Genomic DNA, 17011 nt, shown 5'->3' with positions numbered 1-17011 from the left:
TTTTGTGTGGAAATAAGCGACCGCTGCCCATGTTGATGATCACCTCTTTTACCAACCCGCGCGTCGCCCAGGCGTTTGTCGACTATATGGCGACGCAGGGCGTTATTCTGACCATTCAGCAACATACTCAGACCGACGTCTGGCTGGCCGACGAGAGCCAGGCAGGGCGGGTAAACGAAGAGCTGGCGCGTTTTCTTGAGAACCCTGGCGACCCGCGCTATCTGGCGGCCAGCTGGCAATCCGGCCAGACCGGCAGCGGACTGCATTACAGCCGTTTTCCCTTCCTTGCCACGATTCGCGAGCGCGCGGGCCCGTTTACGCTGCTGCTGATGGCGGCCTGTATTATCGTCTTCATTATTATGAACGTGGTGGGCGACCAGAGCGTAATGATCGCGCTGGCGTGGCCGTATGACCCATCGCTGCAGTTTGACGTCTGGCGCTACTTTACCCACGCGCTGATGCACTTCTCGGTGATGCATATCCTCTTTAACCTGCTGTGGTGGTGGTATCTCGGCGGCATCGTTGAGAAGCGGCTCGGCAGCGGTAAGCTGATTGTCATCACCGTGATTAGCGCCCTTCTGAGCGGCTACGTGCAGCATAAATTCAGCGGCCCGTGGTTCGGCGGGCTGTCGGGTGTCGTCTACGCCCTGATGGGCTACGTCTGGCTTCGCGGGGAGCGCGACCCGGAAAGCGGCATCTATTTACAACGCGGATTAATAGCCTTTGCGTTAATATGGCTAATTGCCGGATGGTTTGATCTGTTTGGTATGTCTATCGCCAATGGTGCGCACGTCACCGGCCTGGCGGTCGGGCTGGCAATGGCGCTTGCCGACACGCTCCATGCGCGAAAACGAACATAATTCTCAGGGATAATTGATGAAACAAACACAACGTCATGACGCCATTATCGAACTGGTCAAAAAACAGGGATACGTCAGCACCGAAGAGCTGGTCGAGCAGTTTGCCGTCAGCCCGCAAACCATCCGTCGTGACCTGAACGATCTGGCCGATCAGAACCGTATTTTGCGCCACCACGGCGGGGCCGCGCTGCCGTCCAGCTCGGTCAACACCTCCTGGCACGACCGTAAAGCCACGCAGACGGCGGAAAAAGAGCGCATTGCCCGTAAAGTGGCGAGCCAGATCCCGAACGGCGCGACGCTGTTTATTGACATCGGCACCACGCCGGAAGCGGTCGCCCATGCCCTGCTGGATCACGAGAACCTGCGCGTGGTGACCAACAACCTGAACGTCGCCAACACCTTGATGCAGAAAGACGATTTTCGCATCATCCTCGCGGGCGGCGAACTGCGCAGCCGCGACGGCGGGATTATCGGCGAAGCGACGCTCGATTTTATCTCTCAGTTCCGCCTCGACTTCGGCATTCTGGGGATCAGCGGCATCGACACCGACGGCTCGTTGCTGGAATTTGATTACCACGAGGTGCGCACCAAGCGCGCGATTATTGAAAACTCGCGTCACGTGATGCTGGTGGTGGATCATTCGAAGTTTGGCCGTAACGCAATGGTGAACATGGGCAGCATCAGCATGGTGGATGCGGTCTATACCGACGTGATGCCGCCGGCGGGCGTGATGCAGGTAATTAAAGATAATAATTTGCAGTTAGAGTTGTGTTGAAAAGCCTTTCACCCTCTCCCCGTGGGTGTACAGTCCGGGGACATGGTAGACAGGTGTTCGGGGACATGGTGAACACTTTTTAACATCCTTTACCCATGGTGATCGACTTTTTCTTCAGGTCGATCACCCCCACTTTCGTGCTGTACCACCACACTTCATAGCAGCCGTCCTCCTGCGTCTCCTTCAGCCCGACCCGTTCTCCCCTGAACGCCTTGCCTGCGCTCAGACTTACCCCTTTCACGCTCAGCTTTCCGCTGACATCCACTTTCCTGACCATCACGCCCTCGTCATATTCCGGTGGCGTTGTGTTGCCGCTGTACTGCCGGGCTGACGGCTGATACCGCGAGCCCGGTACCGCCATATCCAGCGCCTCGTGCGGGCGTTCAAGGTTATAGACCGTCCGCCAGTGGTCGAAGGCGCGCTGCAGCTCACCGCTGTCCGCGAACCATTTTCCCTGCAGCACTTCCGCCTTCAGGCTGCGGTGAAAACGCTCCAGCTTGCCCTGCGTCTGCGGATGGTAAGGCCGGGAGTGCCCCACCCGGATACCCAGACGCATCAGCCACAACTCCAGCGCCGTCCAGGTGCCGGTGGTGTCGCCCCACGGTGAGCCGTTGTCCATCGTCATCCGGTCCGGCAGGCCGTAGCGTTCAAACACGCTGACCAGCTGCTGCTGCACGGTCTCGCGCCGTTCATCGGTACAGGGCGCCAGGCACAGGGAAAAACGGGAGTGGTCGTCCAGCAGGGTGAGCGGATGGCAGCGGCCACCGCCAAAGAGAAAGTGGCCCTTAAAATCCATCTGCCAGAGGCGGTTCGGCGCGTCGTGTTCGAAGCGTCCCGTGGCGGGAATGCCCGGTGAAGCGCCCGGCAGCAGGCCGTGACGGGCCATGAGGTTATGGACGGTGCTGAAGGCGGGCATGGGGTGCCCCTGGTCTTCGAGCCAGCGCTTAATCTTGCGGGCGCCCCAGCGTTCATGACGGTCATGCGCCATGCGCAGCAGGGCAGTGATGTCGTCAGATGAGCGGTTCGGGGAATGGTGCGGTATGCGCGGGCGGTCCTGAAGGCCGGACGGGCCTTCGTGAGCCCAGCGGCGAAGCCACTTGTAGCCGGTGGCAGGTGAAATGCCAAAGCGACGGCAGAGGGAACGGATGTTCGCCCCGTCCTGCGAGGCGAACAAAACAAACTCGGTACGTAATGACATGGTATCTCTCGCATCCCAGGGCATAAGCGACTCCATAAACGGGTTCTTATGCCTCAGTTGTAAGTGTCTACCATGTCCCCGAACAAGTGTTCACTATGTCCCCGGACTGTACAGTGGGAGAGGGCCGGGGTGAGCAGCTGTGTTTAAAGTCAACGGCTGACGGCTAAGCTGCCACCCATTTTTTATTGTCCCGCACCATTGCATTCAGGATTGTCACCAGCTTCCTGACGCAGGCCGTCATCGCCACTTTAAACGCTTTTCCCTTTCCTCTCAGTCTCTCAAAAAACGCCTGTATGGTCGGGTTATAACGCACCGCTGACATCGCAGCCATATACAACGCTGCCCGCACTGCACTCCGTCCTCCCCAGATACAGCGTTTTCCTTTCATTTTTCCGCTGTCATGCGCATACGGACACACCCCGACCAGGGCACTGATTTTACGTCTGCTAAGCTGCCCCAGCTCAGGCAGCATCGACAGCAGAACCGCCAGTGTTGTCCGCCCGATACCTTTCACTTCCTCCAGAAGCTTTACCTTCTCCTGCCATAGCGGCATCACTTTTATCTGCCGGTCTATGTCGTCATCCGTGTCCTTTATCTCCGCGTTCAGCCAGTCGATATGCCGTTTGATACCCGTCCGGATGAGTTCGTCGGTGCAGGAGCCGTAGCGGTTCTGCTCCATGGTTCTGTTGTCCACCAGCTGACGACGACGGGATACCATCATGGCCAGACGCTGCGTCTGCTCGTCTGGTGCGGGGCGTACATCCGGCGTCATCCTGCGACCAAACTCGCAGATAATACGGGCATCATTCGGGTCGGTCTTGAAGAGTGTTCCCAGCGCCCGGGCGAAATGTCTGACCTGAGCGGGGTTCACCACGGCGACGGGAAGGCCGGCAAGCTCAAGCGTGGCAGCCAGAAGGTTATGGTAACGGCCGGTGGCCTCCATCACGATGCGAACAACGGTGCGGGATGCGAGTGCATCGAGGAGTTGCTGGTGCCCGTGTGGGGTGTTCTCCAGATGGAGAAACAGTCCGTCAGGACTGATGAAGACGTCAAAAGTGTCTTTGGCAATATCGATGCCGACGGTGGTATGTTCAGTCATGTTCATGTCTCCCGGCCTTGTAATATACGGGCTGGCACAGGCCGCCCGGGCAGCTGTTCGGGTTAACAGGAAAACTGATGCCACGCCATGAGCTCACCCGCGGGCTTGAAAACCCAGAGGGCTAACGGGCTGTGGCATCAGGTGAAACTCAGTGACAGTTTACCCGTCTGTAGACGGGTAACTGAAGTGACTTTAAACATACAAGGGCATCAGACCGCAGAGGATCTAAACCCCATATCCCATCATCTTCAACAGTTGCTGCGCATGCTGCACCGCATCCTGACGGTGCGCCACGCCCAGCTTCTGATACAGATTGCGAATATGCGTTTTGATGGTGGTTGCCGCCACCGCCAGCTCTCCGGCAATCTGCTCATTGCTGTAGCCTGAATAGATCAGCCCCAGCACCTGCCATTCGCGCTGGGTGAGCGGGCTGGTGCGAATAAGCTCTGGCACTTCCGGGTGGTTCAGCAGGCGTTCAACGAAGTTCTCGTCGAAATGCGCAAACTTGTGACGGTGGTGCTGATTAATCTCGCGCAGAATGCGCTGGGCGCGATGCTGATCCAGCTCCGGCAGCGTGTTGAGCTGAATCAGCTGGCGCAGCTGCTGCGCCATCACTTCACCTTCAATCACGAAGTGGCTAATAAACCCGGTGCGGTTCGCCAGCTGCAGGGCTTCCAGCAGCACGCGCTGGGCGTCGTTTTTGCGCCCCGCCTGCCAGTAAAGCTGATTAAGCAGCAGCAGGTTGCGGTTCAGGTCGCTCATCAGGCGCAGGCTGCGGGCGTTTTCGTTTAACTCTTCCAGCACAATTTCGGCAGGCTCAAAGTCACCCAGCAGGATCTGCACGCGGGCGATGTTGCGCCACTGGCTTTGCAGGAAGTGGTTATTGGCAAATTCCGGTTTTGGCGTCTGACGCAGCCAGTTGGCGGCGGATTTTTTGTCCCCCGTCATCTGCCAGTAAATTACCCGGACCTTGTCAGCGTTTGACACCCAGTCGCTGTGGTACTGCCCGTTGCCGAGCAGGTTTTCCAGACGGTTAAGGTGATTGCGGGCGTTATCCAGATCGCCGCGCGCCAGCGAGCACTGCACCAGCAGAGCCAGACACTGCAACTGCTGCTGCGGCTGGAAGCCAGAAAGCACGTTCACACCCTGACGGGCGCAGCTTTCTGCTTCATCCAGGCGCGACCACGCCCACAGGAGCTGAGCGCGAATACGCAACAGGAACTCGTGCATCGGCAGCTGTTCCAGGTGCTGTTCACGAATCAGCTGGAACGCTTTTTCCTGATTTTCCCAGGCCGCCTGCAGGAACCCCTGAGCGAATAAAATCTCGCTTTGCTGGATCAGGCTCCACAGCGCGTAGTGCCACACATCATGGCGGCGCGCCATCTGCTCGGTTTGCTGCATCAGCGAAAGGGAACGCGTCAGTTCACCCTTGCAGTGCAGCACTTCGCCGTGCACCGAGGTCGCCACAATCCGGCTGTAGAAATTCGCCAGCGGCAGTTCATCCAGCGCGACCATCGCCAGTCGTTCCGCTTCATCCGCATCGCCGTCGTTAATCGCGACCTGCGCCCGCAGGGCGTTAAATTCGCCATGCAGGGTGATATCCATTTCGCTTTCCATCTCCTGCTCGGCGCGCGCCAGCAGGGTATTCACTTCGCTGTAGCGGTGCTGGCTCTGCATCAGCCAGGCCTGGAGCAGCACCAGACGCGGGTTCTCCAGCAGGCTCTCCCACGGCAGGGCTTTCAACGACTCTTCCAGCAGCGTCAGCTCGCTGTGGTTAAACAGTCCCCACGCGTGGTTAAGCAAGATATCGCGCAGCATGCTGGCGTCACCGGCGGCAAGCGCGTGGTGAATGGCCTCGCTCGGGAAACCTTGCGCCATCCAGCTTTCGGCGGCGGCGCGGTGGATTTCCGGCAATTCCGTGGCAAGCTCCCACTGGCAGCGCTGGCGCAGGAAGCTGCCAAACAGCGGATGGTAGCTGAACCACTCGCCGGGATCGTCCATGCGCGTCAGGAACAGGCCCTGACGTTCAATCTCTTCCAGCTGCAGCTGGCCGTTTTCACAGCCGGTAACGCGCACAATCAGCGCGTCGTTCATGGAACGCAGCAGGGAACTTTTCAGCAGGAAATTACGGGTCGATGGATCGACGCTGTTCAGCACCTCATCCACCAGGTAATCAGAAAGATGGCTGGCGTTGATGCCGGCCAGACGACGCGCAGACTGGTGCGTCGGGCTGTTGTTTTGCCGGGCAGAGAGGGCAATCAGCTGTAGCGCCGTCGCCCAGCCCGCGACGTCATCACACAGGCGGCTGCTTTCAGCGGCCTCAATCGGCGAGGTCAGGCGGCAGTCGAAGAACTGTTTCGCTTCCTGGTGGGTGAAGGCCAGCTGTTGGCTGCCCACTTCCAGAAGCTGATCGCGCACGCGCAGGTTGGCAATTCCCAGCTGCGGCAGGTTGCGTGACAGCACGACTAAGGTCAGGTTTTCCGGCTGATGACGCAGGAAGAAGCGCATCGACTCGTGGATCACCGGGTTCGTAATCAGATGATAGTCATCAATTACCACGTACAGCGGGCGATGCCATTCGGCCAGTTCGATAAATAGCTGAGAGAAAAGGGAGGACAGGCTGGCGTACTGGCGCTTTTGCACCATCGCTTCACTGGCGACGCAGTGTCCATTGGTTGCCTGTTGAATAGCGGCAATCAGATAGCTGGCAAAACGCTCTTGCTGGTTATCGCCCTCATCAAGAGAGTACCAGCCAAGATCGCTTTTACCTGCGGCCCATTGTGAAATGAGCGTTGTTTTTCCATAACCTGCAGGGCTCGTAACCAGCGCCAGTCGGAAATTATGCGCGCCGGAAAGTTTAGCCAACAGACGCTCGCGGACCACTGTATGGTCAAGACGAACCGGGCGACTTAATTTAGACGGAATCAACATAGGTTTCACTTCACTGTGGGGAACGAGAGAATTTATTTTTTTTGCGCTTCGTAATTAATAGCTATAAGGTCGGTCAGAAAGAGAACTATTGCAAGTTATGTCTGGCTTTTGTGGCTCTGAATTTGCACTCTGTCACAAAACATTCCGGCCAGTGTTGGAACTTTTTTGAAAAGGCTTTGATGCCGCGTGAATGCTGGCTTGTATGGATGTCATCCGGTCGGGCTGAAACTGGTTTCAGAAAGGTATAATGACGTCGAATTTAATAAACTTCGGGTAAAGTTGAGTGAGATTAATAATCTCCTTAGGTATGAGCCCATTGCTGAAATATTATTCTCCGTAAGCAATCATTTCCGGGCGGATTAATTTCACCCGAAACTGCATTTCATTTCTTTGACATTCTCCCCGGTTACTTTTTTAACTTCCTGGCACGCTACGGCTATGCTCTCAGAGTGGCCTCGATCACACTTTTATGCTCATCCCCACTACTCCTCCCTGTCTAATCCCCCACGGGAGGAGGAAGAGGTGAAATGAGCCAGGCACACTAGCGCCAACTTGTGTTTTCTTTCTAAAGGATGCCGATCCCCTATGTCACAGCCTACCTTCAACAAAGCTCAATTCCAGGCTGCCCTGACGCGTCAGTGGCAGCGTTTTGGCCTTCATGCTGCAAACGAGATGACGCCTCACCAGTGGTGGCAGGCGGTGAGCGGGGCGCTCGCAGAGCAGCTGGATGCTCAGCCCGTGGCGAAGCCCGTCAAAGGCCAGCGTCACGTCAACTATATCTCGATGGAGTTCCTGATTGGCCGCCTGACCGGCAACAACCTGCTGAACCTTGGCTGGTATCAGGAGGTGGGTGATGTGCTGAAAGAGCATGACATTAACCTGACCGACCTGCTGGAAGAAGAGATTGACCCGGCGCTGGGTAACGGCGGTCTGGGTCGTCTGGCGGCCTGCTTCCTTGACTCCATGGCGACCGTCGGCCAGTCGGCGATTGGCTATGGTCTGAACTACCAGTACGGTCTGTTCCGTCAGTCGTTTGCCGACGGCCATCAGATGGAAGCGCCGGACGACTGGCACCGTAACACCTACCCGTGGTTCCGCCACAACGCGCAGCTGGATGTGCAGGTCGGCATAGGCGGGAAAGTGACGAAGCTGGGGCTCTGGGAGCCGGCGTTCACTATTACCGGTGAAGCCTGGGATCTGCCGGTGCTCGGCTACCGTAACGGTGTGGCGCAGCCGCTGCGTCTGTGGCAGGCGAAGCACGCGCATCCGTTTAACCTGACCAAATTCAACGACGGTGATTTCCTGCGCGCCGAACAGCAGGGCATTGACGCCGAGAAGCTGACGAAGGTCCTCTACCCGAACGACAATCATCTGGCGGGTAAAAAGCTGCGCCTGATGCAGCAGTACTTCCAGTGCGCCTGCTCCGTGGCGGACATTCTGCGTCGCCATCATCTGGCGGGCCGCAAGCTGGCGCAGCTGCCGGACTTCGAAGTTATCCAGCTCAACGACACGCACCCGACTATTGCCATCCCGGAACTGCTGCGCGTGCTGATCGACGAGCATCAGCTGAGCTGGGACGACGCCTGGGCCATCACCAGCCGCACCTTCGCCTACACCAACCACACCCTGATGCCAGAAGCGCTCGAGTGCTGGGATGAGAAGCTGGTGAAAGCGCTGCTGCCGCGCCATATGCAGATCATCAACAAGATTAACGACCAGTTTAAAGCGCTGGTTGAGAAAACCTGGCCGGGCGACAAAGCCGTTTGGGCCAAGCTGGCAGTGGTGCACGACAAACAGGTGCGCATGGCAAACATGTGCGTAGTCAGCGGCTTTGCCGTTAACGGCGTGGCGGCGCTGCACTCCGACCTGGTGGTGAAAGATCTGTTCCCGGAATATCACCAGCTGTGGCCGACCAAATTCCACAACGTGACCAACGGCATCACGCCGCGTCGCTGGATCAAGCAGTGCAACCCGCTGCTGGCCGGCCTGCTGGACAAGACCCTGAAGAAAGAGTGGGCCAACGATCTGGACCAGCTGATCAACCTGGAAAAACAGGCCGACGACGCGAAATTCCGCGAGCAGTACCGTGCGATCAAGCTGGAGAACAAGGTTCGCCTGGCGGAGTTCGTGAAAGTGCGTACCGGGATTGAGATCAACCCGCATGCCATTTTCGACATTCAGATCAAACGTCTGCATGAGTACAAGCGCCAGCACCTGAACCTGCTGCACATTCTGGCGCTGTACAAAGAGATCCGCGAGAACCCGCAGGCCGACCGCGTGCCGCGCGTGTTCCTGTTCGGTGCGAAAGCGGCGCCGGGCTACTACCTGGCGAAAAACATTATCCTCGCCATTAATAAAGTGGCGGCGGCGATCAACAGCGATCCGAAAGTGGGCGACAAGCTGAAGGTGGTGTTCCTGCCGGACTACTGCGTCTCGGCGGCTGAAATGCTGATCCCGGCGGCGGATATCTCCGAGCAGATCTCGACCGCAGGGAAAGAAGCGTCCGGTACCGGCAACATGAAGCTGGCGCTGAACGGCGCGCTGACCGTCGGCACGCTCGACGGGGCGAACGTCGAAATCGCCGAGAAGGTCGGTGAAGAGAATATCTTTATCTTCGGCCATACCGTGGAAGAGGTGAAAGCCATCAAGGCCAAAGGCTACGATCCGGTGAAATGGCGTAAGAAAGACAAAGTGCTGGATGCGGTGCTGAAGGAGCTGGAAAGCGGCAAATATAGCGACGGCGACAAGCACGCGTTTGACCAGATGCTGCACAGCATGGACAAACACGGTGGCGACCCATACCTGGTAATGGCGGACTTCACGGCCTACGTTGAAGCGCAGAAACAGGTCGACGTGCTGTACCGCGACCAGGAGGCGTGGACCCGGGCGTGCATTCTGAACACCGCCCGCTGCGGCATGTTCAGCTCTGACCGCTCAATCCGTGATTATCAGGCTCGTATCTGGCAGGCAAAACGCTAAGGAAGCGCGATGGAGAGTAAACGTCTGGACAGTGCCGCGCAGGCGGCGGGAATTAGCCTCAGTTACATCAACGCGCACGGCAAACCGCAGTCTATTGGTGCGGACACCAAAAGACGTTTGCTGGATGCGATGCACAAAACCGACGCGAAAGCGTCGGTTGCCCCGGTGCCAAACGTGAAGGTCTTTACCGCAGGCAAAAAGATGCCGCTGGCGGTGGAGGGGCTCGGCGAGTTTAGCTGGCTGCTCACCACCGAAGAGGGGCATCAGCATAAAGGCCACGCCACCGGCGGCAAAACGTTAAACCTTCCGGCGAAGCTGCCGGAGGGCTATCACAGCCTGACGCTCACCCAGGACGAACAGCGTTTTCACTGCCGGGTGATCGTCGCGCCAAAACGCTGCTATGAGCCGCAGGCGCTGCTTGAAGGCAAAAAGCTGTGGGGCGCCTGCGTGCAGCTCTATACGCTGCGTTCCGACAGCAACTGGGGCATCGGCGATTTTGGCGACCTGAAGAACATGCTGGCATCCGTGGGCGAGCGCGGTGGGGCCTTTATTGGCCTTAACCCAATTCACGCGCTCTATCCGGCGAATCCGGAAAGCGCCAGCCCGTACAGCCCGTCTTCCCGACGCTGGCTGAACGTGATTTACATCGACGTTAACGCGTTAGACGACTTCAAAAACAGCAAAGAGGCGCAGGCGTGGTGGAAGCTTGATACCACCCGGCAGATGCTGAAGCAGGCTCGCGACGCGGACTGGGTGGACTATTCCACCGTCACGGCGCTGAAAATGGCCGCGCTGCGTCTGGCGTGGAAAGGCTTTGCGAAACGTGATGATGAGCAGATGGCGGCCTTCCGCCAGTTTGTGATGCAGGAAGGCGAAAGCCTCTACTGGCAGGCGGCATTTGATGCGCTGCACGCATATCAGGTGAAAGAGGACGAAATGCGCTGGGGCTGGCCGGTCTGGCCGGAAGCGTATCAGACCGTTGATACCCCTGAAGTCAAAGCCTTCTGTAAAAATCATGCCGACGAGGTGGACTTCTACCTGTGGCTGCAGTGGCTGGCGTACAGCCAGTTTGCTGCCTGCTGGCAGGTGAGCCAGGGCTATAAGATGCCGATCGGTCTGTATCGTGACCTGGCCGTGGGCGTGGCGGAAGGCGGCGCTGAAACCTGGTGCGACCGTGAGCTCTACTGCCTGAAGGCGTCTGTGGGCGCGCCGCCGGATATCCTCGGGCCGCTCGGCCAAAACTGGGGGCTGCCGCCGATGGATCCGCACGTCATCGCGGCGCGCGCCTACGAGCCGTTTATCGACTTGCTGCGCGCGAACATGCAGAACTGCGGGGCGCTGCGCATTGACCACGTGATGTCCGTGCTGCGCCTGTGGTGGATCCCGTACGGTGAAACGGCCGATCACGGGGCGTACGTCCAATATCCGGTTGACGATCTGCTGTCGATCCTGGCGCTGGAGAGTAAACGTCACCAGTGCATGGTGATCGGTGAAGATCTCGGTACCGTGCCGGTGGAAATTGTCAGCAAGCTCCGCGACAGCGGCGTCTACTCCTATAAAGTGCTCTATTTTGAAAACGACCATGAGAAAACCTTCCGCGCGCCGAAAGCGTACCCTGAACAGTCAATGGCAGTCGCGACGACGCATGATCTTCCTACGCTCAGGGGCTACTGGGAAAGCGGCGACCTGACCCTCGGCAAAACGCTGGGACTGTATCCTGATGAAGAGGTTCTGCGCGGTCTGTATCAGGATCGTGAGCTGGCGAAGCAGGGGCTGCTGGATGCGCTGCATAAGCATGGCTGTCTGCCGAAGCGTGCAGGGCATAAAGCGTCGCTGATGGCGATGACCCCAACGCTCAACCGTGGCCTGCAGCGCTATATTGCCGACAGCAACAGCGCGTTGCTCGGCCTGCAGCCGGAAGACTGGATTGATATGGCGGAGCCGGTGAACGTTCCGGGCACCAGCTATCAGTACAAGAACTGGCGACGCAAGCTGTCCACAACGCTTGAGAAGATGTTTGCCGATGACGGGGTGAACAGGCTGATTAAGGATTTGGATAAGCGCAGAAGGGCAGTGGGTAAGAAGCGGTAGTTTCACCCTTGTATGTTTAAAGTCACTTCAGTTACCCGTCTACAGACGGGTAAACTGTCACTGAGTTTCACCTGATGCCACAGCCCGTTAGCCCTCTGGGTTTTCAAGCCCGCGGGTGAGCTCATGGCGTGGCATCAGTTTTCCTGTTAACCCGAACAGCTGCCCGGGCGGCCTGTGCCAGCCCGTATATTACAAGGCCGGGAGACATGAACATGACTGAACATACCACCGTCGGCATCGATATTGCCAAAGACACTTTTGACGTCTTCATCAGTCCTGACGGACTGTTTCTCCATCTGGAGAACACCCCACACGGGCACCAGCAACTCCTCGATGCACTCGCATCCCGCACCGTTGTTCGCATCGTGATGGAGGCCACCGGCCGTTACCATAACCTTCTGGCTGCCACGCTTGAGCTTGCCGGCCTTCCCGTCGCCGTGGTGAACCCCGCTCAGGTCAGACATTTCGCCCGGGCGCTGGGAACACTCTTCAAGACCGACCCGAATGATGCCCGTATTATCTGCGAGTTTGGTCGCAGGATGACGCCGGATGTACGCCCCGCACCAGACGAGCAGACGCAGCGTCTGGCCATGATGGTATCCCGTCGTCGTCAGCTGGTGGACAACAGAACCATGGAGCAGAACCGCTACGGCTCCTGCACCGACGAACTCATCCGGACGGGTATCAAACGGCATATCGACTGGCTGAACGCGGAGATAAAGGACACGGATGACGACATAGACCGGCAGATAAAAGTGATGCCGCTATGGCAGGAGAAGGTAAAGCTTCTGGAGGAAGTGAAAGGTATCGGGCGGACAACACTGGCGGTTCTGCTGTCGATGCTGCCTGAGCTGGGGCAGCTTAGCAGACGTAAAATCAGTGCCCTGGTCGGGGTGTGTCCGTATGCGCATGACAGCGGAAAAATGAAAGGAAAACGCTGTATCTGGGGAGGACGGAGTGCAGTGCGGGCAGCGTTGTATATGGCTGCGATGTCAGCGGTGCGTTATAACCCGACCATACAGGCGTTTTTTGAGAGACTGAGAGGAAAGGGAAAAGCGTTTAAAGTGGCGATGACGGCCTGCGTCAGGAAGCTGGTGACAATCCTGAATGCAATGGTGCGGGACAATAAAAAATGGGTGGCAGCTTAGCCGTCAGCCGTTGACTTTAAACACAGCTGCTCACCCTAACCCTCTCCCGGAGGGAGAGGAAATAGAATGTAGGCCGGGTAAGCGTCAGCGCCACCCGGCTTTTTTACATCAGACAACCATATTCAACAGCAGCACCCCGACCAGACCACACACCGAAATAATGGTTTCCAGCGCGGACCAGGACTTGATGGTTTCACCGATCGTCAGGTTGAAGTACTCCTTGAACAGCCAGAAGCCAGGGTCGTTAACGTGAGAGAAAATCACGCTACCGGAACCGACGGCGATAACCATCAGCTCAGGGCTTACGCCCGTGGTCGCAATCAGCGGGGCAACGATACCGCCTGCGGTGATCGCCGCAACGGTCGCAGAACCCAGCGCAATACGCAGAACTGCAGCAATAGACCAGGCCATCAGGAGCGGCGACACGTTGGTTTCATGCATCATGGCAGCGATGTATTTGTCCACGCCGCTGTCGACCAGCACCTGCTTGAACGCACCGCCGCCGCCGATGATCAGGAGCATCATGGCAATGATTTTGATGGAAGAGGTCAGCGTGTCGTTGATTTGATCCATTGAACGACCGCGGTTAAGACCGAAGGTGAACATCGCGATCAACACCGCAATCAGCGTTGCCATTACCGGGTCACCCAGGAATTCCGCAACGGACAGGAAAGCATGACCTTTCGGCAGGATCATCTCCGCCACGGCGCGCATCGCCATCAGGATCACCGGCACCAGAGAGGTCCAGACGCTGACGCCAAAGCCCGGCATCTCTTCTTCGGTGAAGGTTTTGGCGCTGTACAGACCTTCCGGGATAGGCTTATCAATGCCTTTCAGGAAGCGGGCATACACCGGGCCCGCCAGAATCACGGTCGGGATCGCCAGAATCGTACCGAACAGCAGGGTTTTACCCATATCGGCGTGGAAGATGGTGGCGATAGCGGTTGGACCCGGGTGTGGCGGCAGGAAGCCGTGGGTCACGGACAGGGCCGCAGCCATTGGCACACCCACAAACAGCAGCGGGATGTTCGCTGCCGCAGCGATGGTAAACACCAGCGGCAGCATCAGCACAAAGCCCACTTCATAGAACAGCGCGAAACCGACGGTAAAACCGGTTAACACCACTGCCCACTGAATGTGCTGTTTACCGAATTTGGCAATCAGGGTGGTGGCAATACGCTGCGCGCCACCGCAGTCCGCCAGCATTTTGCCGAGCATGGCGCCGAAGCCCATGATCAGCGCCAGGCTGCCGAGCGTGCCGCCGACGCCGGCTTTGATAGAGCTGATAACTTTAACCAGCGGCATCCCCTGCATCAGACCGACTGCAAGTGCCACCAGAACCAGAGCGATAAATCCGTTCATTTTGAAACGGATCATCAAGAGCAGTAATAACACAACACCGATAGCAACGATGACTAATGGCATGATTTACCTGGCCTTTGAATTGTTATGGGTAACGTCATTGTTTCAACGACAAATTCCGATTGTCCCAACTGGGAACAGAGTGGTTAACGGCACTCATACTGATGCCTGCGAAACAGTTAAGTTTAGTCGGCTGTTATAAGGGTATTGAGTGCCCACGAGAATGATACGGGTAACATATCGCGGTTGAGAATCACCCAGTGAGGCAAAATTTGAATTATGAGACGCAGGTCAACATATCGAGGTGGGAAGGCAAGGGAGGTTGGCCCGGTAAGCGTGGCGCCACCGGGCAATACGGGCGGGTACTGAATTAGTAGTAAGAGTGCTCGCCGCGCTGGTGCTCGGTCAGATCACGCACGCCTTTCAGTTCCGGGAACTCGTTCAGCAGCTGCTTCTCGATCCCTTCTTTCAGGGTCACGTCGACCATAGAGCAACCATTACAGCCGCCGCCGAACTGCAGGATCGCCAGGCCGTCTTCCGTGATTTCCATCAGGGAAACGCGACCGCCGTGGCCAGCTAGCTGTGGGTTGATCTGGGACTGAAGCAGATACTCAACGCGCTCCATCAGCGGCGCATCGTCAGACACTTTACGCATTTTGGCGTTTGGCGCTTTCAGGGTCAGCTGAGAACCCAGCTGGTCGGTGACGAAGTCGATCTCCGCATCTTCAAGATACGGCGCGCTCAGTTCATCGACATAAGCGGTGAGCTGTTCAAATTTAAGGGCAGTGTCAGTTGCTTCCACAGCATCCGGAGGACAATAAGAGACACCACATTCTGCATTCGGAGTGCCTGGATTGATCACAAACACGCGGATCTGCGTCCCTTCTTCCTGATTTGCCAGCAGTTTGGCAAAGTGCGCTTGTGCAGAATCGGAAATACGGATCATAGCTTTGGCCTAATAGTTGACTAAATTACCTGGGTATAATCATACGCCCATTGAAGAAGGGCTACAAGGTACGGCACAGACACCATACCTGAACCGACGCGGCGCCGCTTTGCAAAAGCAGTCGGGAAAGTTCAGCAACGGTACTGCCTGTGGTGACGACGTCATCCACGATGGCGATATGGAGGCCTTTGACCGGCAATTCAAGGCGAAAGGCGTTTTTCAGGTTCCTTTTGCGAAGCCGGGCGTTGAGCTGATGCTGGATAGCGGTGGCATGTACGCGGGTAAGCGCGCAGGCATCATAGCGACAGCCTAGCCACCGGGCGAGCGGGCGGCAGAGCAGGTCGCTTTGATTATAGCCGCGCCGCCAGTGCCGACGTTGGTATAAGGGGACATTCACCACCCTATCGATTTTCGGCAGAGCGCGGGTTCTTCGCGCCTGTAAAACCGCCAGCAATAGCAGGCGGGCAAGGGGCTGCGCCAGCGAACTCTGGCCGGAAAACTTCAGGGCGTGAATAAGCCCGCTCAGCGGTGGGACATAATCATCCACGGCTACCAGCGCGCTCCACGGCGGGGATTTTTTCAGGCAGCGGCCGCAGGGCACATAGCGGTTAGCCGCCGGTAAACCACATTGCGGGCAGGTTGTGATACGCCTTGCCAGCGAGCGCGTGCAGACGGAACAGACGCCCCACGCGCTGAGGGCAAGCGGCATTTTGCATAGCCAGCACAAGCCAGGCACTGTTAGCATGTGCAACCTCCATGTGAAAAAAGAGAACAGTAACTGATGAAGACGCTGTGGTGGCAGACCGTAGGGACAGGAAATTGCCATCTTGTGCTGCTGCACGGATGGGGCCTGAATGCGGAAGTGTGGCATTGCATAAGCGAGGAACTTGCCTCGCAATTTACGTTACATCTGGTTGATCTACCGGGCTACGGTCGCAGCCGCGGCTTTAGCGCGATGTCGCTTGATGAGATGGCGCAGCAGGTTGTGGACGCCGCGCCGCAAAATGCCATCTGGCTGGGCTGGAGCCTGGGCGGGCTGGTGGCAAGCCAGATTGCGCTCTCCTGGCCCGAGCGCGTTAAGGCGCTGGTCACCGTGGCCTCGTCGCCATGCTTTAGCGCGCAAGAGGCGTGGCCCGGCATCAAACCTGACGTGCTGGCGGGCTTCCAGCAGCAGCTGAGCGACGATTTCCAGCGGACTGTCGAGCGATTCCTCGCATTGCAGACAATGGGGACGGAAACCGCGCGTCAGGATGCCAGAGCGCTGAAGCAGGTGGTGCTCTCCCTGCCGATGCCGGACGTCGAGGTGCTTAACGGCGGTCTTGAGATCCTGAAAACGGTCGACCTGCGGGAGCCGCTGACTGCGCTGGCCATGCCGCACCTGCGTATCTATGGCCATCTGGACGGGCTGGTGCCGCGCAAAGTGGTTCCACTTCTGGATTCCCTCTGGCCGGACAGCGAATCCCGGGTCATTGCCAAAGCCGCGCATGCTCCGTTTATCTCTCATCCGACGGAATTTTGTTCAGCGCTGGTTGCGTTAAGTCAACGTTTAGACTGATTATTTTCTATCCAGCCTGGAAAAAGTTACACACCGCAACCATACTCCAGATGTCGTTGCGGTTGTT

12 protein-coding genes are annotated in these 17011 nt (G+C 57.6%); 6 read left to right on the top strand and 6 right to left on the bottom strand.

The genetic code is table 11. The annotated features are described in order from the left end of the window. Positions 1–29 precede the first annotated feature (29 nt). Complete coding sequence (gene glpG / locus V1603_RS01395) at positions 30–860, top strand: rhomboid family intramembrane serine protease GlpG (protein WP_166712536.1); 831 nt, start codon at positions 30–32, stop codon at positions 858–860. Positions 861–876: 16 nt separating this feature from the next. Next, positions 877–1635 (top strand): DeoR/GlpR family transcriptional regulator, encoded by a 759-nt coding sequence (locus tag V1603_RS01390; RefSeq protein ID WP_028014684.1) that lies wholly within the window; start codon positions 877–879, stop codon positions 1633–1635. 79 nt (positions 1636–1714) lie between these two features. Here the strand turns inward: V1603_RS01390 and V1603_RS01385 are convergent, their stop codons facing one another. The 3 genes from V1603_RS01385 to malT form a co-directional block, all read right to left on the bottom strand. Further along, positions 1715–2869: an IS481 family transposase gene (locus tag V1603_RS01385; RefSeq protein WP_395313404.1), complete on the bottom strand. Its 1155-nt coding sequence runs from the start codon at positions 2867–2869 to the stop codon at positions 1715–1717. 127 nt (positions 2870–2996) lie between these two features. Next, the gene (locus tag V1603_RS01380) at positions 2997–3932 is read right to left on the bottom strand and encodes an IS110 family transposase (protein WP_395313161.1); all 936 of its coding nucleotides are present in this window, start codon (positions 3930–3932) and stop codon (positions 2997–2999) included. A 225-nt stretch (positions 3933–4157) separates the two neighbouring features. Next, positions 4158–6863 carry an HTH-type transcriptional regulator MalT gene (malT, locus tag V1603_RS01375; protein ID WP_061096855.1) on the bottom strand — a complete coding sequence of 902 codons (2706 nt, stop codon included), beginning with the start codon at positions 6861–6863 and terminating at the stop codon, positions 4158–4160. A 585-nt stretch (positions 6864–7448) separates the two neighbouring features. Here malT and malP point away from each other — a divergent pair. The 3 genes from malP (at position 7449) to V1603_RS01360 (ending at position 13081) form a co-directional block, all read left to right on the top strand. Then, positions 7449–9842 carry a maltodextrin phosphorylase gene (gene malP, locus V1603_RS01370; protein WP_395313403.1) on the top strand — a complete coding sequence of 798 codons (2394 nt, stop codon included), beginning with the start codon at positions 7449–7451 and terminating at the stop codon, positions 9840–9842. Between the two features lie 9 nt (positions 9843–9851). Continuing rightward, entirely contained in the window at positions 9852–11933 is a 2082-nt protein-coding gene (malQ, locus tag V1603_RS01365; RefSeq protein WP_395313402.1) for a 4-alpha-glucanotransferase, read from the top strand. Positions 11934–12145: 212 nt separating this feature from the next. After that, the gene (locus V1603_RS01360; RefSeq protein WP_395313161.1) at positions 12146–13081 is read left to right on the top strand and encodes an IS110 family transposase; all 936 of its coding nucleotides are present in this window, start codon (positions 12146–12148) and stop codon (positions 13079–13081) included. 108 nt (positions 13082–13189) lie between these two features. Here the strand turns inward: V1603_RS01360 and gntT are convergent, their stop codons facing one another. The 3 genes from gntT to gntX form a co-directional block, all read right to left on the bottom strand. Continuing rightward, positions 13190–14506 (bottom strand): gluconate transporter, encoded by a 1317-nt coding sequence (gntT, locus tag V1603_RS01355; protein WP_116342718.1) that lies wholly within the window; start codon positions 14504–14506, stop codon positions 13190–13192. A gap of 307 nt (positions 14507–14813) precedes the next feature. Further along, the gene (gene nfuA, locus V1603_RS01350; protein WP_003861601.1) at positions 14814–15389 is read right to left on the bottom strand and encodes a Fe-S biogenesis protein NfuA; all 576 of its coding nucleotides are present in this window, start codon (positions 15387–15389) and stop codon (positions 14814–14816) included. 61 nt (positions 15390–15450) lie between these two features. Next, a complete protein-coding gene (gene gntX / locus V1603_RS01345; RefSeq protein ID WP_395313401.1) occupies positions 15451–16134 on the bottom strand; it encodes a DNA utilization protein GntX in 684 nt (227 codons plus the stop codon). Positions 16135–16170: 36 nt separating this feature from the next. Between gntX and bioH the strand changes: the two genes are divergently transcribed. Continuing rightward, complete coding sequence (bioH, locus tag V1603_RS01340; RefSeq protein WP_316380246.1) at positions 16171–16944, top strand: pimeloyl-ACP methyl ester esterase BioH; 774 nt, start codon at positions 16171–16173, stop codon at positions 16942–16944. The last annotated feature ends 67 nt before the right edge of the window (positions 16945–17011 follow it).

The sequence above is a fragment of the Enterobacter sp. ECC-219 genome (assembly GCF_043966805.1).
Classification (GTDB): domain Bacteria; phylum Pseudomonadota; class Gammaproteobacteria; order Enterobacterales; family Enterobacteriaceae; genus Enterobacter; species Enterobacter cloacae_N.
Note: the sequence above shows the minus strand (reverse complement) of the source record. Positions and strands in the feature narration are given on the sequence as shown.

Coding starts and splice junctions, on each gene's coding strand:
- glpG (WP_166712536.1), top strand. CDS start 30: ATGTTGATGATCACCTCTTTTACCAACCCGCGCGTCGCCCAGGCGTTT.
- V1603_RS01390 (WP_028014684.1), top strand. CDS start 877: ATGAAACAAACACAACGTCATGACGCCATTATCGAACTGGTCAAAAAA.
- V1603_RS01385 (WP_395313404.1), bottom strand. CDS start 2,869: ATGGAGTCGCTTATGCCCTGGGATGCGAGAGATACCATGTCATTACGT.
- V1603_RS01380 (WP_395313161.1), bottom strand. CDS start 3,932: ATGACTGAACATACCACCGTCGGCATCGATATTGCCAAAGACACTTTT.
- malT (WP_061096855.1), bottom strand. CDS start 6,863: ATGTTGATTCCGTCTAAATTAAGTCGCCCGGTTCGTCTTGACCATACA.
- malP (WP_395313403.1), top strand. CDS start 7,449: ATGTCACAGCCTACCTTCAACAAAGCTCAATTCCAGGCTGCCCTGACG.
- malQ (WP_395313402.1), top strand. CDS start 9,852: ATGGAGAGTAAACGTCTGGACAGTGCCGCGCAGGCGGCGGGAATTAGC.
- V1603_RS01360 (WP_395313161.1), top strand. CDS start 12,146: ATGACTGAACATACCACCGTCGGCATCGATATTGCCAAAGACACTTTT.
- gntT (WP_116342718.1), bottom strand. CDS start 14,506: ATGCCATTAGTCATCGTTGCTATCGGTGTTGTGTTATTACTGCTCTTG.
- nfuA (WP_003861601.1), bottom strand. CDS start 15,389: ATGATCCGTATTTCCGATTCTGCACAAGCGCACTTTGCCAAACTGCTG.
- gntX (WP_395313401.1), bottom strand. CDS start 16,134: ATGCTAACAGTGCCTGGCTTGTGCTGGCTATGCAAAATGCCGCTTGCC.
- bioH (WP_316380246.1), top strand. CDS start 16,171: ATGAAGACGCTGTGGTGGCAGACCGTAGGGACAGGAAATTGCCATCTT.